Consider the following 23,138-nt stretch of genomic DNA (forward strand, 5'->3'; position numbering starts at 1 on the left):
GGTCACGCCAGGGCGGCCGGGGCAGGGGTCGGGGCGGTCTTCGGGGTGTTCCAGAAGTGGTGCATCGCGTACGAACGCCACGGCCGCCAGCGCTCGGAGTCCTCCAGGTACGCCCCGGCGCGGCGCGCCCCGGCCCGTACCGCGACGTCCCCCTCCAGCAGCACATCCGGATCGCCCAGCGCCCGCATCCGGATGTACCCGGCCGTCCACGGGCCGATGCCGCGCAGCGCCAGCAGCTCCTTCTCGGTCCGGTCGCGGTCGGCGCCGGTGTCGAGCCGTACCGCACCGGTGGTGAGCGCGGTGGCCAGCGTGCGCAGGGTCGCGCGCCTGCTCTCCGGCATGCCGAGGTCCGCGAGCGCGCGGCCGGCGAGGTCGTCGGCGGCCGGGAAGAGATGGGTGAGCCCGCCGCTGGGCTCCGCGAGGGGCGTGCCGTACGCGGCGACCAGGGCGTTGCCCAGCCGCTGGCCCGCGGCGACCGACACCTGCTGGCCGAGCACGGCGCGGACGGCCAGCTCATGCGCGTCCGCCGCGCCCGGCGAACGCAGTCCGGGCCGCGCCGCCACCAGCGGCGCCAGCGCGGGCTCGGCGCCCAGCCGCTCGGCGACCGCGTACGGATCGGCGTCCAGGTCGAACAGGCGGCGGATCCGCTGGGTGGCGGTGGTCAGATCGCGCAGCTCGGTCAGGTGCAGCCGGCACTCCAGCCACCCGTCACCGGGGCGCTCGTCGACCTCGACGACACCGCAGCCGTGCGGCAGCCGCAGCGTGCGCCGATAGGTGCGGTCGCCGGGCTCGCCCACGACCTCCTCCACACCGGTGAGCGCGCGGCGGGCCAGATAGCCGAACACCTCAGCGGTCGCGTACGGACCCCGGTACGCGAGCCGCAGCGGCACCCCGGCCGAAGCGGCCCCCGCCGCCCGCCGCCCCACCGGCCCGAACCGGGAGGCCCGGCCCGGGCGGGCGGCGCGCAGCTCGGTCGGGGTGGCGGCGTAGATCTCCCGGATGGTGTCGTTGAACTGCCGCACACTCGCGAACCCCGCGGCGAACGCGATCTCCGCGGCCTGCAAGTCCGTCGTCTGCAACAGGATCCGCGCCGTGTGGGCGCGCTGCGCGCGGGCCAGCGCGACCGGCCCGGCCCCCAGCTCGGCGCCCAGCTGCCGCTGCACCTGCCGCGCGCTGTACCCCAGCCGCGCCGCCAGCCCGGCCACGCCCTCCCGGTCGACCACCCCGTCCCCGATCATCCGCATGGCCCGCCCGACGGCGTCCGCCCGCGCGTTCCACTCGGCGGACCCGGGCACCGCGTCGGGCCGACACCGCCGACAGGCCCGGAAGCCCCCGCCCTGCGCCGCGGCCGCGGTCGGAAAGAAGCGCACGTTCTTGCGGTGCGGCGTGGTCGCCGGGCAGCTCGGCCGGCAGTAGATCCCGGTGGTGGCGACGGCGAAGAAGAACTCCCCGTCGAAGCGCGCATCACGGCTGCACACCGCCTCGTACATGCTGTCTTCGCTCATCACACCCCCACTGTGCGCCATAAGGGAGCGGTGCGCTGGCGGAAAACGGACATGACGCTCCCCTGGAAGCAGGAGCGTACGGGGTATCGAGCGGGCGCACATTCGTGCCGCACACTGGTGTGTCATGGAGCTCCAGATCACCGCCACCTCGCCCGAGCAGCCGGCGTCGCTGCTCGATCTGCCGTGGAACTTGCCGCTTGAGGAGTGGCCGGAGGAGTGTCTGGTGGCCCTGCCCCGCGGCATCTCCCGCCATGTCGTGCGGTTCGCGCAGGCGGGCGGCGAGGTGGTCGCCGTCAAGGAGGTGGGGGAGTGGGCGGCGGTGCGGGAGTACGGGCTGCTGCGCGATCTGGACCGGCTGGCCATACCCGCCGTGGACGCGCTCGCCGTGGTCACGGGGCGGACCAGCCGGGACGGTGAGCCGCTGGAGCCGGTGCTGGTCACCCGCCACCTGGTGGGGTCGCTGCCGTACCGGTCGATGTTCGAGACGACCATGCGGCCCAGCACCATCAGGCGGCTGCTCGACGCCCTGGCCGTGCTGCTGGTGCGGCTGCATCTGGCCGGATTCGCATGGGGGGACTGCTCGCTGTCGAACACCCTCTTCCGGCGCGACGCGGGCGCGTACGCCGCGTATCTGGTGGACGCCGAGACCGGGCAGATCCAGCCGAAGCTCACCGACGGGCAGCGGTCGTACGACGTGGAGGTGGCCCGGGTGAACATCGCCGGGGAGCTGATGGACCTGGAGGCCAGCGGCTCGCTGCACCCCTCGGTCGACCCGGTGCTGTTCGGCCAGGACATCGAGGAGCGGTACACCGCGCTGTGGCACGAGCTGACCCGGCAGTCCGTCTATCCGGTGGCCAAGCGCCGCTACATCGACCGGCGGGTGCGGCGCCTGAACGAGCTGGGCTTCGACGTGGCCGAGATGCAGATCGAGCGCTCACCGGACGGGGACACCGTCACGTTTCTGCCCAAGGTCGTGGACGCGGGCCACCACCAGCGCCAGCTGCTGCGGCTGACCGGTCTCGACGCCGAGGAGAACCAGGCCCGCAGCCTGCTGAACGACCTGGAGGCGTGGATGGCCACCCAGGACGACTACGCCCCCGGCGATCCGCTCGGCGCTCGCCCTGAGGTGCTGGCCCACCGCTGGGTGCGCGACAAGTTCCGGCCGACGGTGCGGGCCGTACCCCTGGAGCTGCGCGGTTCCGCCGACATCGCGCAGATCTACTACGAGGTGCTGGAACACCGCTGGCTGCTGGCGGAACGGTGCCAGGGCGACGTGGGCCTGCAAGCCGCCGCCGAGGACTACACCCGCAACGTCCTGGGCGCCCGCCCGCCGGGGTGACCGGCGGGCGGACGGCGCCGGGTCAGGGCCGCGGCGCGGACAGCGTCCGGGAGATGGACGCGATGACCTTCGGTGCCTCGTTGTTGAGGTAGAAGTGGCCACCGGAGTACGTGTGCAGCTCGAACCCGCCGCTGGTGTGCTCGCCCCACTTGCGGGCCTCGTCGACCGTCGCCTTGGGGTCGTTGTCGCCCACGTGCACCTGGATGGGGGTGGCGAGCTTGGGGCCCGGCGTGTACCGGTAGGTCTCCGCCGCCTTGTAGTCGCTGCGGATCGAGGGCAGCACCATCCGCAGCAGCTCCTCGTCCCCGAGGACCTGCGAATCGGTGCCGCTCAGCGCCTGCATCTCGGCGATGAGGCCGTCGTCGTCGCGCAGATGGACGGACTCGTCCCGCACCGTGGACGGCGCGCGCCGCCCCGAGGCGAACAGCGTCACCGGCACCACGCCCTTCTGCTCCAGGCGCAGCGCCACCTCGAAGCCGAGCGTCGCACCCATGCTGTGCCCGAAGAGCGCGAGCGGCTTGTCCGTGTACGGCAGCAGCTCGGGCACCAGCGCGTCGGCCAGCTCGCCGATGCTGCTGATGCACTCCTCGGTACGGCGGTCCTGGCGGCCCGGGTACTGGATGGCGAGCACGTCCACGCCCGGCGAGAGCGCCTTCGACACGGGGAAGTAGTAGGAGGCCGATCCGCCGGCGTGCGGCAGGCAGACGAGTCGCGTCGTCGCGTCCGGCGCGGGATGGAACTGCCTGATCCACAGACTGGTGCCGGTGGGGTTTGCGGTCACCTGACGTCCTTTCGTGCCGCTTGGTCCGACGGCGTGGGCTCGCGCGCACGCACACGGATACAAGCCTGCCGGGTCCGCCCGAACGGCTACAACCCCTATTTTTCGGACGCGTTGGGGCTAGGGGATCAGCCGCGGCTAGGGGATCAAGGGGGCGGCCCGTGGCGTCCGCGTATCAGGCCCGGACCGTGGGCCGGGGACCGGCGGCGCGCACCGTCAGCGCGGCCAGCGCCTCCGGCGCGCCCGCCTGCCCCCGGATCCCCGGAAACGCGTTGATGTCCACGATCACCGGTCCGTCCGGCCCGCGCAGCACATCCACCCCGTACACCTCCAGCGCGAACACCGACCCGACCCGACGCACCAGATCCAGCCACCCGGGCGGCAGTTCGTCCAGGGGGAGCGGCAGCGTCAGACGGCCCTCCTTGCCGACGGACAGCTCGGAGGTCCGCAGCGCGGCGAACACGGTGTCCGCGACGACCCACAGCTTGTGGTCCCAGCCGTCGTTGGGGGTGAAGTCCTGGATCACCACGGGCTCGTCGGGCCATGCGGCGGCCAGCTCCGCCAGCCGTACGGGGCCGTCCACCCGGGCCACCAGATCGTTGCGGCGGCTGTGGCGGCTCTTGACGACCACGGGGTACCGGAGCCGCGCCGCGTCGAGCCGTCCGGGCGCGGCCACCGTACGGGTCTCCGCGAACGGCAGCCCCGCCCGCCGCGCGAGCGCCGCCATCGCCGTCCGGTCCTGGCAGAGTTCGGTGGCGGCGGCGGAGTTCACCACCGCCGCGCCGCGCTCCTCCAGGGAGCGGGCCAGGGCGAGCGCCCCCGGCGTACGCGCCTTCAGCAGATAGACGTCGGCCGGTTCGCCGGGGGCGGCCGTGGCCTCAGGATCGACCGCGAACAGCTCATGGCGAGGCGTCAGCAGGGCCGCCGTGTCGGCGAGCAGCTGATGGTCCGGGGCGGCGGTGATGAGACCGACCCTCATCCGGCACCTCCTACGGTCGCGGGCAGCTGCTCCGGCATCCGCGCCGCTCCGGGCAGGGCGGCGCCGAGCACAGCGTCGGAGCCGGAGCCGGAGCCGGTGCGCGTGCTGGTGCCGGTGTCCGTACCGGGGCCCGTTCCGCCCCGGCGGGCCAGCTCCAGCACCGCGCGTCCGACCCGCGCCGCCGCGTCCGGCACCTCCTTGAAGCTGGGGAAGTCGTTCACGTCGACGACCACCGGGCCGTCCGGCCCCAGCAGGATGTCGACGCCGTACAGATCGAGTCCGTACACCGTCCCGACCTCGGCGGCGATCGCGGCCACTTCGGGGGACAGCGCGACCCGGCGCCCCCGTACGCCCCGGTCCGGGCCGAGCGGTGAGCCGCGCTCGGTCGCGTACAACTCCCCGCCGACGCAGTACACCTTGAGGTCGATGCCCGAGTTCGGCACGTAGGGCTGGGCGATCAGCATGCCCTCCTGGGCCAGTTCGGGGCCGAGCGCCGCCAACTGATCCGGCGACTCCACCCGCCGCACCGCCCGGCCCGAGCTGCCGTCCGCGGGCTTCACCACCAGCGGGAACTCCGACTCCGGTATCTCCGCCAGCGCTTCGGGGCGGGCCGCCGCATAGGTGGCCGGCACCGGCAGGCCACGGCTGCGGCCGATCGCCGCCGCCAGCGCCTTGTCCCGCACCCCGCGGATGGACCTCGCGTCGTTGACGGTGGTGAGCCCGACCGCGGCGGCGGCCTCCAGCAGCGTCAGCCCTGGCCCGCCGGAGACGGTCTTGAGCACCCAGGCGTCATGGCTTCCGGCCCGTATCGCGTCGGATATCCGCAGCAGGGAGCGGCCGGGCCGCAGAACGTCCACCTGATGGCCCCAGGCGGTGAGCTGACGGATCACCTCTTGCGGCATTCCGTCCTGGCGATAGCGCTCCTCCACCAGAAAGCAGAGTCTCATCGGCCTTCTTCCTCATCACCGGAAACATCACCCGGGCTGTTGCCGAGCGGGTCCGGCAAGCCGTGGACCCTCAGGATGTCATCACGCGTTCTCCGGCCATTTCCTGCCCCACCCGGCCGCCGGGTCTGTTTATTGGACTAAATTTCCTTTAGTGTCCTGAACATGATGCTGACGCGACGGGAGCGGGAAGTTCTCGCGCTGCTGCGCCGGGACCCGCTGGCCGGGGCCCAGGCGATCGCCGACGCCCTCGGCACCACCCGGGCGGCGGTCAACGTCCATCTGTCCAACCTGGGCAAGAAGGGCGCCATCCTGGGGCGCGGCTACATCCTGCGCCAGGAGCACGCGGTGGTGGTCGTCGGCGGCGCCAACGTCGACGTCAAGGTGCGCAGCCTGGCGCCGCTCGCGTACCGCACCAGCAATCCGGGACACGCCCACACCAGCCCCGGCGGGGTGGCCCGCAACGTGGCGGAGAACCTGGCCCGGCTGGGCACCCCGACCCATCTCATCGCCGCCGTCGGCCAGGACCCGGCGGGGGAGCGGCTGCTGAGCGAGACCCAGGCCACCGGGGTACGGGTCGACCACGTCCACCGCGGTGGGCACCCCACCGGCACCTATACGGCGGTGCTGGACGCCGACGGCGAACTGGCCGTGGCCATCGCCGACATGGCCGCCACGGACGGGCTCGGCCCCGAACACCTCCAGCCCGCGCGCGAACTCATCGGCAACGCGAGCATGCTGGTCCTCGACGGCAACCTCTCCTCCCCGGCGCTGGCCTACGCGCTGGACATCGCGGGCGCCGCCGGGGTCCAGACGGTGATCGACCCGGTGAGCGTGCCCAAGGCGGCGCTGCTCGCCCCGCTGCTGACCGCCGGGCGCCCGGTCTTCGCCATCACCCCGAACGTGGCGGAGCTGGGCGCGCTCACGGGCCGTTCCACCGGGGACGACAGGGAGCTGACCGAGGCCGTGGCCGTGCTGCACGAGCGCGGCGTCCAGTACGTATGGGTGCGGCTCGGCGAGCACGGCTCCCTGCTGAGCGGCGCCGACGGGGGCGCCACCTTCCTGGACGCGCCACCCGCCGAGGTCAGGGACGTGACCGGCGCCGGTGACGCGATGCTCGGCGCGTTCGTCCACGCCCTGCTCGGCGGCGAGGACCCGGTGGCCGCCGCGCGCTACGGCCACGCCGCCGCCGCGCTGACCGTGGCGACCACCGCCACCGTACGGCCCGATCTGACCCCGCGCCTCGTCGAGGACGCGGCGACCGCCCCACCGCGGAGGACGACATGACCACCCCCCACCCCCGGCTGACCCTCACCCAGGAGGTCCGGGAGGCCCTGCGCGACGGACGGCCCGTGGTCGCGCTGGAGTCCACGATCATCAGCCACGGCATGCCGTATCCGCAGAACGTCGAGATGGCCACCGAGGTCGAGGCCATCATCCGCGCCGAGGGCGCGGTCCCCGCCACCATCGCCGTCCTCCACGGCACGCCGCGCATCGGACTGGACCGCGCCGATCTGGAACTGCTCGCCACCGACCCGGATGTCGGCAAGATCAGCGTGCGCGACCTGGCCCATGTCATGGCGCGCGGCGGCCACGGCGCGACCACCGTGGCGAGCACGATGCGGCTCGCCGCGCTCGCCGGGATCCGGGTCTTCGTCACCGGCGGCATCGGCGGCGTGCACCGCGGGGCGCAAGCGTCCTTCGACATCAGCGCGGACCTCACCGAGCTGTCCACCACCCCGGTGGCGGTCATCAGCGCCGGGGTGAAGAGCATCCTCGACATCGGTCTCACCCTGGAGACCCTGGAGACCCTGGGCGTCCCGGTGCTCACCCACGGCACCGACGACTTCCCCGCGTTCTACTCCCGGACGAGCGGTTTCGCGTCCCCGCTGCGGGCCGACTCCCCGGCGGAGATCGCCGCCGTGATGCGCGCCCAGTGGGACCTGGGCCTGACGGCCGGGCTGAGCATCGCCAACCCGGTCCCGGAGGCGGACGAGATCCCGGCGGAGCGGATCGACGGCATCATCGAGCAGGCCCTCGCCGAAATGGCGGAGGCGGGCATCGGCGGCAAGGACGCGACCCCGTATCTGCTGGGCCGCATCGTGGAGCTGACGAAGGGCGAGAGCCTGCGCACCAACATCGCGCTCGTCAAGAACAACGCCCGGCTCGGCGCGCGGATCGCCATCGACTACGCGGCGCGACCGGCGGACTGACCCGTCCGCCACGGCACATCACAGCGAGCACATCACAGCGAGCGGACCTCGGCGAGGGCGACCCGGCCGCCGATCTCGATGGAGCCGTCCGGCTGGGGGCTGGTGAGGATCTGGGAGCCCCCGCCCTGCGTGATGTTGAGGGAGCGGCCCAGCTCACCGGAGAGAACCAGGGCGGCCGCGCCGGTGGCCTCGTCCTCCACGATCGCGTCGCCGCGGCGCGGGAATGCGCGGGCGCGCACCCGGCCCGCCGGTTCGTCCTGCCAGGCCCATGCGTACAGCCAGCCCTCGCCCTCCGGGGGCGAGGGGAGGGCGTCGACCTCGGCGGGGGAGGCGTACCGCTGGGTGCGCCGCCCGGACGCCCAGGCGGGGTGGCCGCCGATCCAGGTGAACTCGCCGTCCTGGCGGGCCGGGACCTCGCCGACGGGCGGCAGCAGCTCGGGGAGGTCCAGCAACCAGGCGACGCCCACCAGCGGATGGCCCGCGAAGCGCAGCCGGACGCTCGGGGTGTAGATGTCGACGACCCCGCGTTCCGGATCGTCGACGAAGACGGTCTCGCTGAACCCCAGGTGGGCGGCCAGCTCCTGCCGTGCCCGCTCACCGGTCACGGCGCGGCCGTCGCGTACCACACCCAGCTCGTTGCCGCCGTGGCCGTGGGGACCGCAGAACACCCTGAGGACGTCGAGATCCGTCATCGCCCGCGGGTCAGATCGCCAGCTCGTTGTCGATGCGCTTCAGCCCGTGCCGGGCGAGCGCCAGGTTGGCCCGCGCCCGGTCCAGGGCCAGGTAGAGGAAGAGCGACCCATGGCTGCCGGCGATCAGCCGGATGAGGTGGTACTGCGAGCCCAGCGTGATGAGGATGTCCTCGATGCCGTCCGTGATGCCGAGCGTGGCGAGCGTACGGACCTTGGCCCGGACGACCTCGGTGTTGCCCGCGGCGGCGATTTCGAGGTCGAGCTCCTGGCCTCCGCCGATCGTGCCGAGCGACATTCCGCTCTCGTAGTCCACGAGGGCGGCCCCCAGGGCCCCGTCGATGGCCATCGCTTCTTTGAGGGCGCTCTCGATGTTCATGTGCTTCCTTCGCGTGGCTGATAGCCGGGTCCCGTTGTCCGGTTGGTACCAAAGCTGTCGCCAGACGATAGCTCGGGAACCATAACTACTAGCCGAGTGGTCCAAGTTGCGCAAGATGATGCTTAAACTAACGTGCCTGATGGTACGCAGCGAAAGGTCACAGGTGAACGCAGCAGAAGCGGCGCTCTCCGGAGCGCTCGCGTCCCCGGGTGTGGTGGGGGTCCGTCTGGTGGACGCGGTCACCGGGCTCCACTACGCCGCGGTGGGGGACGCCGACGCCGTCGGCCGGGGCGAGGAACTCGTCGAGACGGTGAATCTGATCAGTGACAGGCTGAACCAGGCCGGTGCGGTGGGGGAGTTGGAGAGCGTCGTCGTCACCAGTACGCACTCCCACCACATCACCCAGGTGGTGCCGAGGGGCCAGGACCCCCTGCTGCTGTGCGCCTCGGCCGACCGCGACCGCACCAATCTGGCCCTCGCGATGCGGCACATGGCCGATCAGGCGAAGGCCGTGCTGACATGAGCGACAGCCCCGAGCCCGACGCGAACCACGGCCCCCGGCAGCACCGCACTGCGTCGCGCAACGTCCCCAGCCTGCTGCTTTCGCTCCAGCAGGATCGTTTCAGCGGGGCCGTGTCGATCGCCGGATCGATCGGCGGGACGATCCATCTCCACCGCGGGGCGATCCACGCCATCGAGACCCCCGGAGCGCCCACCGCGGAGGCGCTGCTGCTGAAGTCCCGGCGGATCGGCGAACCCGAGTGGGACGCCGCCTGCACCGCGGCGGGCCCCGGCGGACGGCTCGATGAAACGCTCGTCGAGCAGGGCCACATCGGCGCCGCCGAACTCGAAGTCCTGTGCGTGGGCGCCCTCTACGACGCGGCCTTCGCCATGGCGCTCAGCACCCCCGACAGCTGGCAGGTCGACCGCGAGACCCCGGTCCCCCGGCTCAGCCACCGGGAGGGCACCGACCCCCGGCGGCTCACCGAGGAGACCAGCCGCCGGGTCCGGCTGCTGGCCAAGTCCTACGGCTCGGTACGCGAGTTCGGCCAGGAGCGGATCCGCCCGTCCGCCCGGGCCACCGCCGGGATCGGACGGCTCTCCGCCCGCTACCGCGACATCCTCCTCAGCGCCGACGGACGCCGTACGCCCCGGGACATCGCCTTCGCGCTGGGCCGCGGCATCTATCCGGTGATGCTCGACATCTCCCGTATGAAGGCGCTTCAGCTCATCCAGCCGGAGCCCCCGCGGCCCCCGGCCACCGCCCCCCGCGTCGCGCCCCGCGACCCCGCCGCCGAGCCGCCGCGCCCCGCGGCCCCCACCGGCGGCGGACTGCCCAGACGCACCCCGGCCGAGCGACGGCCGGAGAGCACCGGCTGATCCCGAGGCGGACAGCGACGCCCACGGACGACCGCGGGTTTCAAGAGTTCCACCGGCTCGCTCCGCAGCCGAGGCGACGGCGAGCCCCGAAGGAGTCCGAGGAGGACCACCTACATGACCAACCCCTCACCCGCCGCCGGGGCGTCGTCCGGCGACCTCGTCAAGGAACTGACCGGTCTGCGCGGGCAGGTTCTGGGCATCACCGAGAGCATCATCGCCACCACGGACGGACTGCTGGTGGCCTCCGACACCGCCAATGTGCAGCCGGAGTCCCTGGCCGCCCTCTCCGCGGCCTCCCTCGCATTGGGAAAACGTTCCGCCGCCGAGGTGGGGCTGGGCAGTCTGCGCGAGGTGGTCACCCGCTGCAACGGCGGCTACAGCGTCGTCCTGTCCGTCGGCGAACAGGCCCTGCTGGTGATCCTCGGCGATGAGGGCCTGGACCTGACCGCGCTGCGCCGGGAGGCCCCGGCCACTGTGGAACGGCTCGGTGACCTGCTGTCCTGAAGCCCCCGGCCCATCCGTGGCCGGTCAACTGGCCCCGCCCGTAAACCAGTTGCGGCCGCGAACCCCCGGTGCTGGGGTGGCCGGATGGACCTTGACGCGGTACGGGAGCTGTTCGACCGGCAGCTGAGACAGGGGGCACGGGCCGACGGGCCCGGGACCCGGATCGAGCGTGTGGACGGAGTGGTACGGCAGACCGGCGCCGCCGACGACTGGAACGGCGTCCGCTGCTCGGATCTGGACGCGTCCACGGCGGACGCGGCCATCGCGGCGCAGATACGGTACTTCAGCGCCCGGGGCCGCGCCTTCGAGTGGAAGCTGTACGCCCATGACCGGCCCGCGGACCTCGGCGCGCGGCTCGCGGCGGCGGGCTTCGCCGCCGAGCCCGAGGAGACGGTGATGGTCGCCCCGGCGCGGGACCTGCCCATCGCCGCCGACCTCCCCGAGGGCGTCCGGCTGCTCCAGGTCACCGACGCCGCCGGGGTGGAGCTGATGGTGGACGTCCACGCGCGGGCGTTCGGAACCGACAGCGGCCACCTCAGGCACCGGCTGCTCAGCCGGTTGCGCGAGGCGCCGGACACGGTGGTCCCGGTCGTCGCACTGGCCGGTGACCGGCCGGTGAGCGCCGCGCGGATGGAACTGCCCCCGGAGGCGGACTTCGCCGGGCTGTGGGGCGGCGGCACCGTGGCGGAGTGGCGCGGGCGGGGACTGTACCGGGCGCTGATCGCCTTCCGCGCCCGGATCGCCGCCGAACGCGGCTATCGCTATCTCCAGGTCGACGCGTCCGACCAGAGCCGCCCCATCCTGGAACGGCTCGGCTTCGCGCCGCTGACCACCACCACGCCGTACGTGTACGACAGCTAGCCGGGCGGCGTTGTCAGTGGCGTGCTCTACGGTCATGCCATGATCACGTCTGACGATGTCCGCCGGATCGCGCTGTCGCTGCCGCAGACCACCGAGAAGATCGCCTGGTCCATGCCCACCTTCCGGGTCGCCGGAAAGATGTTCGCCACGCTCCCCGAGGACGAGACCTCGATGGCCGTGCGATGTCCCAGGGTAGAGCGGGACGAACTCGCGCTCGCCGAGCCGGAGAAGTTCTGGATCGCGGACCACGAGGCGTCGTTCGCCTGGGTGCGGGTGCGGCTCGTCGCCCTGGAGGACCTCGACGAGCTGCGGGACATCCTCGTCGACTCCTGGCGGCAGGCCGCGCCGACCGCGCTGCTCGACGCCCTGCCGGAGCCCGGCGCGGCGACGTCGGACTGACTCGCCTCGCAATGCGCCGCCATGCGCGTTCGAGGCGGTAACCGACACGGGTGAAATACCCGACTCTTTCGGGCTATCGGAGTGCTGGCTTCCGCTCTTCGCGGTTCTCTGGAAGGAGACCACCGAGGGAGGCCGCATGGTGCACGGCCGTGAGACGAACCGCCGCGCTGCCCCCGGTCGGCCGTGCACCGTCCTGATGATCGCGCTGCTGGCGATCACCCTGCTGCACGGTCTGCTCTCCCTCGGCGCGGTCCATCTGCCGCCGCCCTCCGCGAGCCACTGTGGCCCCGGCGTCCTGTCACCGGCCGCGTCGCCGGAGCGGGACGACCCCTCCGATCCGCGTCCGGCCGCCCGCGCCGCCCATGAGCTGGGCCGTCATCCGGCCGGTCAGCCAGGGAGCGCCTGCGCCGCCGGGGTCGGCACCCATCGGACCCTTCCCACGGCACCTCTGCACCTCGGCGTCGCCGTCGACCGCGTTCGCGCCGCGGACCGTACGACGGACATCGCCGGGTCCGGCTCCGCCGTCGAGGCCGGGCCCCGGAGGCTCCCCGCACGGGACGTCGTTCTGCGCTGCTGAGCGGGCCCCGGGCCGTTCCGTACCCCGCACCACCCTCCCGCATCTCCCGTATGCGCCGCCGCCGCACGGGCGGAGCGCGGGTGCGGTACGGCCTGCCCCGGATCAGCCCATCGCCCCGTTCGACACCCGCAGGAGCCCCCGCATGCCCATCGACGTCTACGCCGCCATGGGCGCACTGGTGCGCGCCGAAGCCGCACGCCGGTCCGCCGTCCCCGCCCGGTCCGCCGTCCCCGCCCAGTCCGCCGCCTCCGCACCCCCGGGCGAGTCGCCCGAGGCCGCCCCCGTCTCCACCCCGCGTACGAACGCGCCGCGCCGCCGCGGGTTCCTGTGGTCCCTGCGCAGGGCATGGCGCGATGTGTGGGGTATGTGTCGTTGACGCCATGACGGGCGGGACCGCAGCCTGAAGAGGTGACCGAGCGACGCATCGTTTTCGTGATCTTCGACGGGTTCCAGTCCCTCGATCTCACCGGCCCGTACGAGGTGTTCCAGCACGCCGACAAGCTCGCGGGCGGCTACCGCCGCCAGATCGTGGCACCCCGCCCCGGGCCCGTGGCCTCGTCCAGCGGACTGCCGGTGCACGCCGCGCACGGAGTGGCAGACCTCGACCCCGGTGGCATCGACACCCTGGTGGTGGCCGGAGGCGCCGGGGTCGACCGGGTGCGCCACGATCCGGAGCTGACCGGGTGGATCGCCGACGCCGCGGCCGGTGCCCGCCGGATCACCTCGGTGTGCAGCGGGGTGTTCCTGCTGGCCGCCGCCGGACTCCTCGACGGGCTCCGGGTGACCACCCATTGGGGGCGCGCGGAGCAGCTCGCCCGGGAACACCCTGGTCTGCGGGTCGACTGCGACCCCATCTTCATCCGGGACGGCCGGGTGTGGACCTCGGCCGGGGTGACGGCCGGGATGGATCTCGCCCTCGCCCTGGTCGAGGCGGATCTGGGGCGGGAGGTGGCGCACTCCGTCGCCCGCGAGCTGGTGCTGTTCCTGCGCCGCCCCGGCGGCCAGTCCCAGTTCGGCGTGGGGCTGTGGTCGGCGCAGCCCGCCACCGACTCCCTCCGTGCCGTGGTGTCCGCGATCCACGCCGACCCCGGTGCCCGGCACGGCATCGCCGAGCTGGCCGCGTGCGCCGGGCTGAGCCCGCGCCACCTCCAGCGCAGATTCACTGCCGAACTCGGCACCCCGCCCGCGGCCTATGTGGAGCGGGTGCGGGTGGAGGCGGCGCAGCGCGCGCTCGCCGGGGGCGACGACCCCGTCGAGACCATCGCCCGGCGCTACGGCTTCGGCACCGCCGAGACCCTGCGCCGCGCGTTCCACCGGCATGTCGGCGTCGCGCCGTCCGACTACCGGGACCGATTCCGATCCACCGAGGAGCACACATGACGACGTACGGGCTGCTGGTCTTCGAGGGAGCCGAGGAACTCGACTTCACCGGACCCTGGGAGGTGTTCACCGTCTCTTCGATGCTGCGCGACCACGCCGACACCGCCGTGCTCATCGCGGAACAGTCCGGCGCCGTCCGCTGCAACAAGGGCATGCGGGTGCTGCCGGACCACACTCTGGAGGACCATCCGCCGCTGGACGTCCTGCTGGTGCCGGGCGGCAACGGCACCCGCCGCGAGGTGTCCAACCCGGCGGTCACCGACTGGATCCGCCGCACCTCCGCCGCCGCCACCTGGACCACAAGCGTCTGCACCGGGGCGCTGCTCCTGCACGAGGCGGGCCCGGCGCGCGGCCGCAGGGTCGCCACCCACCATCTCTTCGAGGACACGCTGGAGGCGCGCGGCGACATCACGGTGGTGCGCGACGCGCGGTACGTGGTGGACGGCTCCCTGGTCACCAGTCAGGGCGTCTCGGCCGGGATCGACATGGCGCTGTGGCTCGTCGGCCGCCTCCACGGCGTGGACCACGCCCGCGCCGTACGCCGCTACATCCAGTACGAGCCCGCGCCGCCGTACCTCGCCGACGAACCGGTGGTCGCCGAGCCCGGTGGGACGGCCGGTTGATCGCACCGGGGGCTTGTTGCGTACGATGCGCAGGTGCGTGAATACAGCATCAGGACCGCGACAGCCGACGACCTCGACGCCGCCCGCGGCGTGATGCTCGACACCGTCTACCGCGACTTCGGGACGGGCTACGTGCCGCGCTGGCACGCCGACATCATCGACCCCGGCGCCGCCTATCTGGGTTCGCCGCGGCACACCCTGCTGGTCGCGGTGGACGAGCGGGACGGGGCGGTCGCCGGGACCGCGGCCCTCGACTCCCGGGGTCCGGCCCATCCGCCCAACCCGGCGTGGCTGGCGGAGCGGTATCCATCGGGGGAGACCGCCCAGCTGCGCCGGGTGTACGTACGGCCCGAGCACCGCCGCCGGGGGCTGGCCCGCCGACTGGTGGTCGCGCTGCTCGACTTCGCCGCGGCCGACGGCGGATACCGCGCCGTGTATCTGCACACCGACCCGGGCGTGCCCGGCGCCGAGCCGTTCTGGCGGTCGCTGGGGAAGGCCGTGTGCGACGAGCGGGAGGAGCCGGGGGAGAGCCGGGTCGTGCACTTCGAGGTCCCGATGGTCTGACCCCGTCAGGTTGATGGAAATGATTATCATGTAGTCTCGGGCTTCCCGCTCGCTCCGCGCGCCTCTGGAGAACCTGACCCATGCCCCCTGTCCGCCGTCGGACGGCTGCCGCCCTGCTGCTCACCCCGCTGCTCGCAGGCTGCTTCGCCTCCCCGGACGGCACGGCGTACGACGCGACGGGCGGCTCCGGCTCCGGCGTGGGTGGCGGCGGCCGGTTGCGGGTCGCGATGGCCTTCCCGCCCGCCGAGCGCTTCTCCCCCTACGGCGCCGACGCCACCCTGCTCAGCCGACTCGGCGTCACCGAGGGGCTGACCCGGCTGGACGGCAACGGCTCCGCGTCGCCCGCGCTCGCCGAGTCCTGGGCCCGGGACGGCCGCCGCGGCTGGCTGTTCACCCTGCGCGAGGCCCGGTTCCAGGACGGCACCGCCGTCACCCCGAAGGCCGTCGCGGGCGCCCTGAACCGGGCGGCGCACGCCGACCCGGTGCCCGCCGCGCTCTCCGGCGTCGAACTCACCGCCGAGCCCGCGGGGAAGCGGCGGGTGCGGCTCACCACCGGGGCCGAGTACCCCGCGCTGCCGCTCACGCTCTCCAGCCCGAGCCTGGCCATCCTGTCCCCGAAGGCGTACGACACGAAGGCCGCCCCCGACCCGGCGGGCACCGCCACCGGACCCTTCGAACTCGGCCGGTCAGCCGGTGCCACCCGGGCCACGCTGAACCGCTTCGACGACTACTGGGGCGGCCTCGCCCACGCCTCCGGCATCGACGTCCGCTTCATCGCCGACGGCACGGCCCGCACCAACGCCCTGCGCACCGGTGAGGCGGACATCGCCGAGGCCGTCCCGGTCTCCCAGGCCGCCACCCTCGACAAGCCCACCGTCAAGGAAGTGCCCACCGTCCGTACCACCGGCCTCTTCCTCAACACCCGCTCCGGTCCTTTCGCCGACCCGAAGGTGCGCGCCGCCGCCCGCGAGGCCATCCGGCCAGGGGTGTTCGCGCGGGGTGTGTACGAGGGCCACGCCGACCCCGGCCGGGGCGTGTTCGGCCCAGCCCTCTCCTGGGCCACGGGCACCCGCCCCGCGCCCACGGGACGCCCCGCCGCCGCGGGCGTCAAGGACACCACGCTCACCCTCGGCACCTACGACAACCGGCCCGAGCTGCCCGAGGCCGCCCAAGTGGTGCAACAGCAGCTGGAGAAGGCCGGGTTCACGGTGAAGCTGGAGGTCCGGGAGTACTCCCGGCTGGAGAGCGACGCGCTCGCGGGCAAGTTCGACGCCGTCGTCGCCGCGCGCAACACCATGCTCGACACCGGCGACCCCGTGTCCTACCTCGCCAGCGACTTCACCTGCCACGGCAGCTACAACCTGGCCGGGCTGTGCGACAAGGCCGTGGAGCGGGCCGTCGCGAAGGCCGACTCCCGCGCCGACACCGACGAGCGGCACCGCGCCTCGCTCGACGCCCAGACCGCCATCCTCCGCACCGACGCCGTCGTACCCCTGGTGCACCAGCGCATCATCCACGGCGTCGGCACCTCCGTACGGGGCGTGGAGCTCGACCCGTACGAGCGCACCCTCATCGGCCCCGGTACGCACCGGTGACCGGCATACGCCGCACCGCGGCCACCGGCCCCGGCGGACGCGCCACCGCGCTGAGCGCGCTGTGGCGCGCCGCGCTCGCCCTGGTGCTGCTGTGCGGCATCGGCCTGCTGCCCTGGCTGTCCCGCACCGACCCCGCCCGCACCGTGCTCAAGGCGCGCGCGGCCGACCGCGATCCCACCCCCGAGGTGCTGGAGGCCATCCGCCGCGAACTTGACCTGGATTCCGGCCCGTTGCACCTCCTCGGCCACTGGCTCGGCGGGCTGGCCCACGGCGACGCGGGCACGTCCTGGCTCTCCGGCACCGCCGTGGCCCCCATGGTGGCCCAGGCCCTCGGCTGCTCGCTGCTGCTGATGGCCGGGGCGCTGGCGGCCGCGGTGGCCACCGCCGGCGCGGTGTGCGGGCGCACCCTGTGGCACGGTGCGCTGCGCAGGCCACTGCCGCGCGGCGCGGGAAGCGGCGGCGCGCTCCTCGCCGCGCTGCCGGAGTTCCTGATCGCCACCGTGCTGGCCGCCGCGGTCGGGGTGCGGCTCGGCTGGCTGCCCGCCGTCGGCTGGTACGGATGGCCGTGGCTGCCGCTGCCCGCGCTCGCGCTCGGCCTGCCCGTCGGCGCGGCGCTCGGCCGCATCCTGGACGACGTCCTGCCCGGCGCGTTCGCGGAGCCCTGGGTGCGGGCCGCCGCCGCGCGCGGCATCCCCGCCAGGCGCATCGCCCGGCAGGCGCTGCGCCGGGCCGTCCCCGGAGTGCTGCCCAACCTGGGCCTGTTCGTGGTCGGCTTCACCGGTGGCGCGGTCGCCGTCGAGCAGGTCTTCGACATCCCCGGGCTCGGCCGCCTCACCCTCCAGGCCGCCCTCGCCCAGGACCTGCCGGTCCTCCAGACCGGAACCCTCGTGCTCATCGTGTTCGCCACCGCCGCCGGTGGCCTCGCCCGGCTCGGCGCCCGGCTGCTGCTCGGCCCGGCGCTGCGCGACGGCGAACTGCCCGCCCTCCACCGGCCGTCCGCGCCGCCCGCCCGCGCGCTGCCCCTGCTGTACGGGGCCGTCCTGCTGGCCGTCGTCGCCATCGGCGCGCTCCGCGACCCGCTGGCCCTGGACACCACCGCCCGCCTCGACGGCCCGTCATGGCAGCACCCGTTCGGTACGGACGCGCTCGGCCGCGATCTGCTGGCCCGGGTGGGACACGGCGCGCTCACCACCCTGGCCCTCGCCCTCGCGGTGAGCGCCTGCGCCCTGGCCGTGGGGCTGCTGCTGGGCATGGTGCCCCGGCTGGCGGGCGGGCTGGTCGAAGCCGCCAACGCCGTACCGCCCGTGCTCGCCGGGCTGCTGGTCGCGGGCACGGCCGGGGCCGGTCCCCACACGCCCGCGCTCGCCGTCGCCGCCGTCGCCTGGGCGCCGCTGGCCGCGCACACCGCGGCCCTGCTGCACCAGGAGCGCGCCGCCACCCACCTCGCCGCCACGCGCGCCCTCGGCGCGGGCCGCCGCCATCTCTTCCGCCGCCATCTGCTGCCCGCCGTGCTGCCGCCCGTCACACGCCACGCGCTGCTGCGGCTGCCCGCCGTGGCGCTGGCCCTGGCCTCCCTCGGCTTCCTCGGCCTCGGCGCCCAGCCACCGTCCCCCGAATGGGGCCGCCTCCTCGCCGAGAACCACCCCTACGCCGAACGCGCGCCCTGGGCCGTGCTCACCCCCGCCGCCGCGCTCGCCCTGCTGGGCGTGGTGGCGGTCACCTCGGCCGGGGGAGTGCGGTGGCCGGGACGGCGGGCGCGGCGGTCGGCCAAGCCGCTTGACACAGCTCTCGATTGACACAACTCGAAACGGCGACGGAGACTGGCGCGCACACGTGACAGTGAACCCAAGTTCACTACGCGCACGGGCTGTTCGGTACGCGACTGCGAAGGACACCGGAATGACCATCACCCGCGACCTGCTGATCGGCGGCAAGGACACTCCGGCCGCCTCGGGCCGCACCGCCGACGACGTAGACCCGTACACCGGCGAGGTGTACGCCACCGTGGCGGCCGGTGGCCCCGAGGACGTGGCGCGCGCGGTGGCGGCGGCCGACGCGGCGTTCCCGGACTGGGCGGCGACGGCCCCGTTCGCCCGCCGCAAGATCTTCCTCACCGCGGCGGACCTGCTGGAGTCCCGTGCCGAGCAGGCCGCGGAGCTCATGCGGCACGAGGCGGGCGGCACCGCGCCCTGGGCCCACTTCAACGTGGCGCTGGCCGCCAACATCCTGCGCGAGGCCGCCGCCGCCATCACCGCGCCGCGCGGCGATGTGCTCAGCGCCCAGGAGGCGGGCGCGCTGGGGCTCGCGGTGCGGGAACCCATGGGCGTCGTCGCCGCTTTCGCCCCGTGGAACGCGCCGGTCATCCTCGGCGTCCGCTCGGTCGCGGCCCCGCTCGCGGCGGGCAACACCGTGGTGATGAAGCCGAGCGAGGACGCGCCGCTCGCCTGCGGGCTCTTCGTCGCCGACGTCCTGCGCGACGCCGGGCTGCCCGACGGTGTGCTCAACGTGGTCACCAACGCCCCCGAGGACGCGGCCGAGGTGGCCGAGGCCCTGGTCGCCGACGAGCGGGTGCGGATGGTGAACTTCACCGGATCCACCGGCGTCGGCCGCGTCATCGGCGCCCACGCCGCGCGCCATCTCAAGCCCGCCGTCCTGGAGCTGGGCGGCAAGAACGCCATCATCGTGCTGGACGACGCCGATGTGGACTACGCCGTGGACGCCGCCGCCTTCGGCGTCTTCATGAACTCCGGCCAGATCTGCATGTCGGGCGACCGCATCCTCGTCCACGAAAGCCTCGCCGAGGAGTTCAGCGCGAAGTTCGCCGCCAAGGTCGCCGCCCTGCCCTGTGGCGACCCCGCCGATCCGTCGACCGTGGTCGGCCCGCTGGTGCGCCCCGAGGCCGCGCAGCGGGTGGCGGCGCTGGTGCGGGACGCGGTGGCCAAGGGCGCGACCGTGCTCACCGGCGGCGGCGCCCCCGAGGGCTCGGTCCACCCGGCCACGGTACTGAGCGGGGTCACCGAGGACATGGAGCTCTACCAGGCCGAGGCGTTCGGCCCGGTGTGCGTGGTCGCCACCTTCGCCGAGGACGAGGAGGCCATCGCCCTGGCCAACGCCACCGACCACGGACTGACCTGCGGCATCATCACCGAGAACGGCACCCACGGGCTGCGGGTCGCCCGCCGTATCCGGACCGGCATCGTGCACATCAACGACCAGTCGGTGGCGGACGAACCGCAGGCCCCGTTCGGTGGCATCAAGCAGTCGGGGTACGGGCGCTTCGGCGGCCGCTGGGGCATCGAGGCGTTCACCGACACCCGCTGGATCACCCTGGCCACCCAGCAGGCCCACTACCCGTTCTGATGGCCTCAGCCCATGCCCGGGACGCGGCCGACCGCGTCCGGGCGGCGGGCCGCCAGCCGTAGCAGGCGCACGGTCGAGCGCACCACCTGCTCCTTCACGCGGGCGGCCGCGGCGCCCCGCAGGACCAGGTTCCGCGGGGTGTCATCGGCGCGTACGAACTGCACCAGCCCGTCCCGGCGGCCCAGGCTCACGCACTGGAGCACATAGCGGAAGGCCAGCGGCTTCGGCTGCCGTCCCCGCGCCTCCGCGATGATCGCGGAGGCGGCGTGCGAGCCGGCCGGCAGGGCGGTGGCGCAGGCCATCCGCAGCGGTCCGGCGAGCGGTGAGGTCACCGCGGCCGCGTCCCCGACGGCGTAGATCCCGGGGTGGGACACCGAGCGCAGATCGGTGTGCACCCGGATGCGCCCGGCGGCGTCGAGGGCGAGCCCGGCGTCCTCGGCGAGCCCGGTGTTCGCCCTCATCGAGGCGGCCCACACGACCGTGTCGGCGTCGATGTCCTCGGGGCGCGCCACGCGGTGGCCCTCCTCGATCCGTACCCCCAGCGCGCCGAGGGCCTTGACGACATGGGCGCGGCCCCTGGCGGAAAGACCGCCGCCGATCTCGCCCGTGGTGAGCAGCCGCACCCGCCAGTCGCGGTGGCTCTCGGCGAGTTCGGCGGCCAGCTCGATGCCGGTGAGCCCGCCGCCGACGACGGCGAGTTCACCAGGACCGTCCAGCAGCCGCTTGTGCAGTTCGGCCGCCGTCTCCGGAGTGAAGGCGGCTTCGCCGGCATCCGGGGTGCGGCTGCCGAGCGCGTACACCAGGCGGTCGTACGGAAGGCGGCGGCTGTCGTCGGTGTCCACCCGGCGGGCGGCGGGGTCGATGCGGGTGGCGCGGGCGGCGACGTGGGTGATGCCGGTGCCCCGCAGCAGCGCGGTCAGGGGATGTGTCACCTCGGGCCGCCCGGCGGCCCGTTCGTGCAGCCGGACCCGCTCGGTGAAGCGGTCGCTCGGGTCGACGAGCATGACGTGGGCGTGCGGGGCCAGGCGCAGCGCGGCCAGCAGCCCGCCGTAGCCCGCGCCGAGCACCAGAACCTGTTGCTTCTCCATGTCGGTGGCCTCCTCAAGTGGTGTTCACCCAAGGGACGCCACGGCCCGCCCGGGTGTGACGGTGACGCCGGTCACAGGCTCGGGAGGTCGAGGTGGCGGAGCTTGTCGGGGTTGACGACGACGTCGATCGCGGTGATCCGCTCGTCGTGCACGGTGAACGCGAACACCACGGTCCGTTCGCCCGCCGCGTCCACGAAGACCAGCCCGGGGGCGCCGTTGACCTCCCGCCGCAGGATGGACATCTCCTCCCGGCCCAGGCCACGGGCGAGTCGCCGGGCGAAGCGGGCCACCTGTTCGTTCCCGAGGATCGGCACCCGGGAGGCCACGGCCTTCCCGCCGCCGTCCGAGCGCCACACCACCTCCGGGTCGAGCACCTTCAGCAGCCCGTCCAGATCGCCGCCCATCACCGCCGCCAGGAAGGCGTCCACCGCGCGCCGGTGTTCGCCGCGGTCCACGGAGCGGCGCGGCGCCTCGGCCCGCACCCGTTTGCGGGCGCGCGAGGCCAGCTGCCGCACCGCCTCGGGGGACCGGCCCACGACCTCGGCGATCTCGGGGAACGGCACCGAGAACACATCGTGCAGGATGAACGCGGTCCGCTCCGCCGGGGTGAGCCGCTCCAACACCGTGAGCAGGGCGAAGCCCACCGACTCGTCCAGCGTCACCCGGTCCTCCGGGCCGTCGCCCGCCACCACCGGCTCCGGCAGCCACGGCCCGACGTAAGCCTCGCGGCGGGCGCGGGCGGAGCCCAGCAGGTCGTAGCAGATCCGGCTGACCACCGTGGTCAGATACGCGCGCGGGTCGGCCACCTCGTCCCCGGGCAGCGCCTGCCAGCGCAGCCAGGTCTCCTGCACGGCGTCATCGGCGTCGGCGACCGACCCGGTGATGCGATACGCGACGGCCCACAGCCGACCCCGCTGCTCCTCGAACTCCGCCAGCTCGGCCATGGCCCGATCCTCTCGCGTCTCGTGTGCGCGTCTCTCGCGAACACCAGACGCCGCGGCGGCCCGGAGTGTGACATCACGCCGTGTCCAGGAGCCCGATCAGATGGTCGAGGAAGGCGGAGACCGCCGCGGGCAGGGTGCGGCGGGCCATGGACTGGATCTGGACGCTGCGCCGCGACAGCTCGGGATTGACCAGCGGCACCGCGGCCAGCCCGTCGGCGTCCAGTCTGTCCCGGTAGGTCAGATATCCGGCCAGGGTGACACCACCGTGTCTGCGGACGAATCCGTCCAGCGCCCCGGAGTAATTACTGATGAAGGCGGGCTCGAATTCCAGACCTTCCGCGGCGACGCAGATATCGAAGAGCTGCCGCACCGTCGTGCCCTGTTCCATGAGCGCCAGCGGATACGGCAGCAGATCGGCGAGCGAAATCTCCGCCCGTTCCGCCAGCGGATGACCGGCCGGCATCAGGGCGTGGATCGGATGTGTTTGCGCGTACTCCACCCTGATGCCCTCTTCGGGCCCCAGCGAATAGGTGAGGGCGAGATCGGCGGTTCCGTCCCGTACCTCCTGGGTCGCGCCCGACGGCGAGGTCACGCGCAGCCGGAACCGCACCCCGGGATGGCTCTCGCGGAACGTGACGACCGCCTCCGGCAGCACGTCCCGCCCGAAGCCCTCGGAGCCCGCCAGCCGGATGGTGCTGCGGTAAGGGCCGCCGAGACCGCGCAGGTCGGCGACGATCTGCTCGGACTCCAGACGGCTGCGCCGGGCGTACGCGGCGAGCAGCTCACCGGCCTCGCTGAGCACCATGCCCCGGGGCTGCCGCTCGAACAGCGGAACCCCGATGTCGTGTTCCAGCCGGGCGATCCGGCGGCTGATGGCGGAGGCCGCCACATGCAGCCGCGCCGACGCCTGGCTGATGGAACCGGTGTGCGCGACCTCCAGGAAGTAGCGCAGCGAGGTCCCGGACAGATGCATGGCCGGTGACCCTACCCGCCCGGCCGCCCACCGCCGCGGTCAGGGGCCGCCTCGCCGCGAGGCC

25 protein-coding genes are annotated in these 23,138 nt (G+C 73.7%); 16 read left to right on the plus strand and 9 right to left on the minus strand.

Annotation, left to right across the window (positions count from 1 at the left end; all coding sequences use genetic code 11):
- Positions 1–2: 2 nt before the first annotated feature.
- Complete coding sequence (locus ACH4TL_RS13715) at positions 3–1,505, minus strand: AlkA N-terminal domain-containing protein (protein ID WP_398327203.1); 1,503 nt, start codon at positions 1,503–1,505, stop codon at positions 3–5.
- Positions 1,506–1,629: 124 nt separating this feature from the next.
- Here ACH4TL_RS13715 and ACH4TL_RS13720 point away from each other — a divergent pair, with 124 nt between their 5' ends.
- Positions 1,630–2,844 (plus strand): DUF4032 domain-containing protein, encoded by a 1,215-nt coding sequence (locus ACH4TL_RS13720; protein WP_398327206.1) that lies wholly within the window; start codon positions 1,630–1,632, stop codon positions 2,842–2,844.
- A gap of 22 nt (positions 2,845–2,866) precedes the next feature.
- On the opposite strand, the gene ACH4TL_RS13725 is transcribed toward ACH4TL_RS13720, so the two are convergent.
- The 3 genes from ACH4TL_RS13725 to ACH4TL_RS13735 form a co-directional block, all read right to left on the minus strand.
- Positions 2,867–3,625, minus strand: coding sequence for a thioesterase II family protein (locus tag ACH4TL_RS13725; RefSeq protein ID WP_398327209.1), 759 nt, complete (start codon positions 3,623–3,625; stop codon positions 2,867–2,869).
- Between the two features lie 172 nt (positions 3,626–3,797).
- Positions 3,798–4,601 (minus strand): RimK family alpha-L-glutamate ligase, encoded by an 804-nt coding sequence (locus ACH4TL_RS13730; RefSeq protein WP_398327212.1) that lies wholly within the window; start codon positions 4,599–4,601, stop codon positions 3,798–3,800.
- Positions 4,598–5,548 carry a RimK family alpha-L-glutamate ligase gene (locus ACH4TL_RS13735; protein ID WP_398327214.1) on the minus strand — a complete coding sequence of 317 codons (951 nt, stop codon included), beginning with the start codon at positions 5,546–5,548 and terminating at the stop codon, positions 4,598–4,600. The genes ACH4TL_RS13730 and ACH4TL_RS13735 overlap by 4 nt, the downstream gene beginning before the upstream one ends.
- 162 nt (positions 5,549–5,710) lie before the next feature.
- On the opposite strand from ACH4TL_RS13735, the gene ACH4TL_RS13740 reads away from it, so the two are divergent.
- The gene (locus ACH4TL_RS13740) at positions 5,711–6,832 is read left to right on the plus strand and encodes a PfkB family carbohydrate kinase (protein WP_398327217.1); all 1,122 of its coding nucleotides are present in this window, start codon (positions 5,711–5,713) and stop codon (positions 6,830–6,832) included.
- Positions 6,829–7,758 (plus strand): pseudouridine-5'-phosphate glycosidase, encoded by a 930-nt coding sequence (locus ACH4TL_RS13745; protein WP_398327220.1) that lies wholly within the window; start codon positions 6,829–6,831, stop codon positions 7,756–7,758. Before ACH4TL_RS13740 ends, ACH4TL_RS13745 begins: the two co-directional genes overlap by 4 nt.
- A 32-nt stretch (positions 7,759–7,790) precedes the next feature.
- Here ACH4TL_RS13745 and ACH4TL_RS13750 read toward each other — a convergent pair whose 3' ends face one another.
- Both ACH4TL_RS13750 and ACH4TL_RS13755 read right to left on the minus strand, forming a co-directional pair.
- Entirely contained in the window at positions 7,791–8,450 is a 660-nt protein-coding gene (locus tag ACH4TL_RS13750; protein WP_398327223.1) for a PhzF family phenazine biosynthesis protein, read from the minus strand.
- Positions 8,451–8,460: 10 nt separating this feature from the next.
- Entirely contained in the window at positions 8,461–8,826 is a 366-nt protein-coding gene (locus tag ACH4TL_RS13755; protein ID WP_398327226.1) for a hypothetical protein, read from the minus strand.
- A gap of 163 nt (positions 8,827–8,989) precedes the next feature.
- On the opposite strand from ACH4TL_RS13755, the gene ACH4TL_RS13760 reads away from it, so the two are divergent.
- From ACH4TL_RS13760 to ACH4TL_RS13820, 13 genes are all read left to right on the plus strand, one after another.
- Positions 8,990–9,349, plus strand: a complete 360-nt coding sequence (locus ACH4TL_RS13760; RefSeq protein WP_398327229.1) for a hypothetical protein — start codon at positions 8,990–8,992, stop codon at positions 9,347–9,349.
- The gene (locus tag ACH4TL_RS13765; RefSeq protein ID WP_398327232.1) at positions 9,346–10,206 is read left to right on the plus strand and encodes a hypothetical protein; all 861 of its coding nucleotides are present in this window, start codon (positions 9,346–9,348) and stop codon (positions 10,204–10,206) included. The genes ACH4TL_RS13760 and ACH4TL_RS13765 overlap by 4 nt, the downstream gene beginning before the upstream one ends.
- Before the next feature lie 114 nt (positions 10,207–10,320).
- Entirely contained in the window at positions 10,321–10,710 is a 390-nt protein-coding gene (locus ACH4TL_RS13770; RefSeq protein WP_398327235.1) for a roadblock/LC7 domain-containing protein, read from the plus strand.
- 84 nt (positions 10,711–10,794) lie between these two features.
- The gene (locus ACH4TL_RS13775; protein ID WP_398327238.1) at positions 10,795–11,571 is read left to right on the plus strand and encodes a GNAT family N-acetyltransferase; all 777 of its coding nucleotides are present in this window, start codon (positions 10,795–10,797) and stop codon (positions 11,569–11,571) included.
- A gap of 39 nt (positions 11,572–11,610) precedes the next feature.
- Positions 11,611–11,970: an MmcQ/YjbR family DNA-binding protein gene (locus ACH4TL_RS13780; RefSeq protein WP_398327241.1), complete on the plus strand. Its 360-nt coding sequence runs from the start codon at positions 11,611–11,613 to the stop codon at positions 11,968–11,970.
- A 136-nt stretch (positions 11,971–12,106) separates the two neighbouring features.
- The gene (locus tag ACH4TL_RS13785; RefSeq protein ID WP_398327244.1) at positions 12,107–12,547 is read left to right on the plus strand and encodes a hypothetical protein; all 441 of its coding nucleotides are present in this window, start codon (positions 12,107–12,109) and stop codon (positions 12,545–12,547) included.
- 142 nt (positions 12,548–12,689) lie between these two features.
- Complete coding sequence (locus ACH4TL_RS13790) at positions 12,690–12,923, plus strand: hypothetical protein (protein WP_398327247.1); 234 nt, start codon at positions 12,690–12,692, stop codon at positions 12,921–12,923.
- Positions 12,924–12,955: 32 nt separating this feature from the next.
- Positions 12,956–13,927, plus strand: coding sequence for a GlxA family transcriptional regulator (locus ACH4TL_RS13795; protein WP_398327250.1), 972 nt, complete (start codon positions 12,956–12,958; stop codon positions 13,925–13,927).
- Positions 13,924–14,550, plus strand: coding sequence for a DJ-1/PfpI family protein (locus tag ACH4TL_RS13800; RefSeq protein WP_398327253.1), 627 nt, complete (start codon positions 13,924–13,926; stop codon positions 14,548–14,550). The genes ACH4TL_RS13795 and ACH4TL_RS13800 overlap by 4 nt, the downstream gene beginning before the upstream one ends.
- A 33-nt stretch (positions 14,551–14,583) precedes the next feature.
- On the plus strand, positions 14,584–15,114 hold the full coding sequence (locus tag ACH4TL_RS13805) for a GNAT family N-acetyltransferase (RefSeq protein WP_398327256.1): 531 nt from the start codon (positions 14,584–14,586) through the stop codon (positions 15,112–15,114).
- 80 nt (positions 15,115–15,194) lie between these two features.
- Positions 15,195–16,709: an ABC transporter substrate-binding protein gene (locus ACH4TL_RS13810; protein WP_398327259.1), complete on the plus strand. Its 1,515-nt coding sequence runs from the start codon at positions 15,195–15,197 to the stop codon at positions 16,707–16,709.
- Complete coding sequence (locus ACH4TL_RS13815; RefSeq protein ID WP_398327262.1) at positions 16,706–18,505, plus strand: ABC transporter permease subunit; 1,800 nt, start codon at positions 16,706–16,708, stop codon at positions 18,503–18,505. The genes ACH4TL_RS13810 and ACH4TL_RS13815 overlap by 4 nt, the downstream gene beginning before the upstream one ends.
- Positions 18,506–18,608: 103 nt before the next feature.
- A complete protein-coding gene (locus ACH4TL_RS13820) occupies positions 18,609–20,069 on the plus strand; it encodes an aldehyde dehydrogenase family protein (protein WP_398327265.1) in 1,461 nt (486 codons plus the stop codon).
- A 5-nt stretch (positions 20,070–20,074) separates the two neighbouring features.
- Here the strand turns inward: ACH4TL_RS13820 and ACH4TL_RS13825 are convergent, their stop codons facing one another.
- The 3 genes from ACH4TL_RS13825 to ACH4TL_RS13835 form a co-directional block, all read right to left on the minus strand.
- Positions 20,075–21,157: an NAD(P)/FAD-dependent oxidoreductase gene (locus ACH4TL_RS13825; RefSeq protein ID WP_398327268.1), complete on the minus strand. Its 1,083-nt coding sequence runs from the start codon at positions 21,155–21,157 to the stop codon at positions 20,075–20,077.
- 71 nt (positions 21,158–21,228) lie between these two features.
- Complete coding sequence (gene sigJ, locus ACH4TL_RS13830; RefSeq protein WP_398327271.1) at positions 21,229–22,101, minus strand: RNA polymerase sigma factor SigJ; 873 nt, start codon at positions 22,099–22,101, stop codon at positions 21,229–21,231.
- 73 nt (positions 22,102–22,174) lie between these two features.
- The gene (locus tag ACH4TL_RS13835) at positions 22,175–23,074 is read right to left on the minus strand and encodes a LysR family transcriptional regulator (RefSeq protein WP_398327274.1); all 900 of its coding nucleotides are present in this window, start codon (positions 23,072–23,074) and stop codon (positions 22,175–22,177) included.
- Positions 23,075–23,138 lie beyond the last annotated feature (64 nt).

The organism is Streptomyces sp. NPDC021115 (genome assembly GCF_044333065.1).
Taxonomy (GTDB): Bacteria; Actinomycetota; Actinomycetes; order Streptomycetales; family Streptomycetaceae; genus Streptomyces.

Excerpts from the sequence above, each read along its gene's own strand:
- ACH4TL_RS13820 (WP_398327265.1), top strand. The coding sequence starts at position 18,609 with ATGACCATCACCCGCGACCTGCTGATCGGCGGCAAGGACACTCCGGCC.
- ACH4TL_RS13735 (WP_398327214.1), bottom strand. The coding sequence starts at position 5,548 with ATGAGACTCTGCTTTCTGGTGGAGGAGCGCTATCGCCAGGACGGAATG.
- ACH4TL_RS13775 (WP_398327238.1), top strand. The coding sequence starts at position 10,795 with ATGGACCTTGACGCGGTACGGGAGCTGTTCGACCGGCAGCTGAGACAG.
- ACH4TL_RS13765 (WP_398327232.1), top strand. The coding sequence starts at position 9,346 with ATGAGCGACAGCCCCGAGCCCGACGCGAACCACGGCCCCCGGCAGCAC.
- ACH4TL_RS13745 (WP_398327220.1), top strand. The coding sequence starts at position 6,829 with ATGACCACCCCCCACCCCCGGCTGACCCTCACCCAGGAGGTCCGGGAG.
- sigJ (WP_398327271.1), bottom strand. The coding sequence starts at position 22,101 with ATGGCCGAGCTGGCGGAGTTCGAGGAGCAGCGGGGTCGGCTGTGGGCC.
- ACH4TL_RS13755 (WP_398327226.1), bottom strand. The coding sequence starts at position 8,826 with ATGAACATCGAGAGCGCCCTCAAAGAAGCGATGGCCATCGACGGGGCC.
- ACH4TL_RS13730 (WP_398327212.1), bottom strand. The coding sequence starts at position 4,601 with ATGAGGGTCGGTCTCATCACCGCCGCCCCGGACCATCAGCTGCTCGCC.
- ACH4TL_RS13720 (WP_398327206.1), top strand. The coding sequence starts at position 1,630 with ATGGAGCTCCAGATCACCGCCACCTCGCCCGAGCAGCCGGCGTCGCTG.
- ACH4TL_RS13790 (WP_398327247.1), top strand. The coding sequence starts at position 12,690 with ATGCCCATCGACGTCTACGCCGCCATGGGCGCACTGGTGCGCGCCGAA.
- ACH4TL_RS13835 (WP_398327274.1), bottom strand. The coding sequence starts at position 23,074 with ATGCATCTGTCCGGGACCTCGCTGCGCTACTTCCTGGAGGTCGCGCAC.
- ACH4TL_RS13740 (WP_398327217.1), top strand. The coding sequence starts at position 5,711 with ATGATGCTGACGCGACGGGAGCGGGAAGTTCTCGCGCTGCTGCGCCGG.
- ACH4TL_RS13825 (WP_398327268.1), bottom strand. The coding sequence starts at position 21,157 with ATGGAGAAGCAACAGGTTCTGGTGCTCGGCGCGGGCTACGGCGGGCTG.
- ACH4TL_RS13800 (WP_398327253.1), top strand. The coding sequence starts at position 13,924 with ATGACGACGTACGGGCTGCTGGTCTTCGAGGGAGCCGAGGAACTCGAC.
- ACH4TL_RS13715 (WP_398327203.1), bottom strand. The coding sequence starts at position 1,505 with ATGAGCGAAGACAGCATGTACGAGGCGGTGTGCAGCCGTGATGCGCGC.
- ACH4TL_RS13770 (WP_398327235.1), top strand. The coding sequence starts at position 10,321 with ATGACCAACCCCTCACCCGCCGCCGGGGCGTCGTCCGGCGACCTCGTC.
- ACH4TL_RS13750 (WP_398327223.1), bottom strand. The coding sequence starts at position 8,450 with ATGACGGATCTCGACGTCCTCAGGGTGTTCTGCGGTCCCCACGGCCAC.
- ACH4TL_RS13785 (WP_398327244.1), top strand. The coding sequence starts at position 12,107 with ATGGTGCACGGCCGTGAGACGAACCGCCGCGCTGCCCCCGGTCGGCCG.
- ACH4TL_RS13780 (WP_398327241.1), top strand. The coding sequence starts at position 11,611 with ATGATCACGTCTGACGATGTCCGCCGGATCGCGCTGTCGCTGCCGCAG.
- ACH4TL_RS13810 (WP_398327259.1), top strand. The coding sequence starts at position 15,195 with ATGCCCCCTGTCCGCCGTCGGACGGCTGCCGCCCTGCTGCTCACCCCG.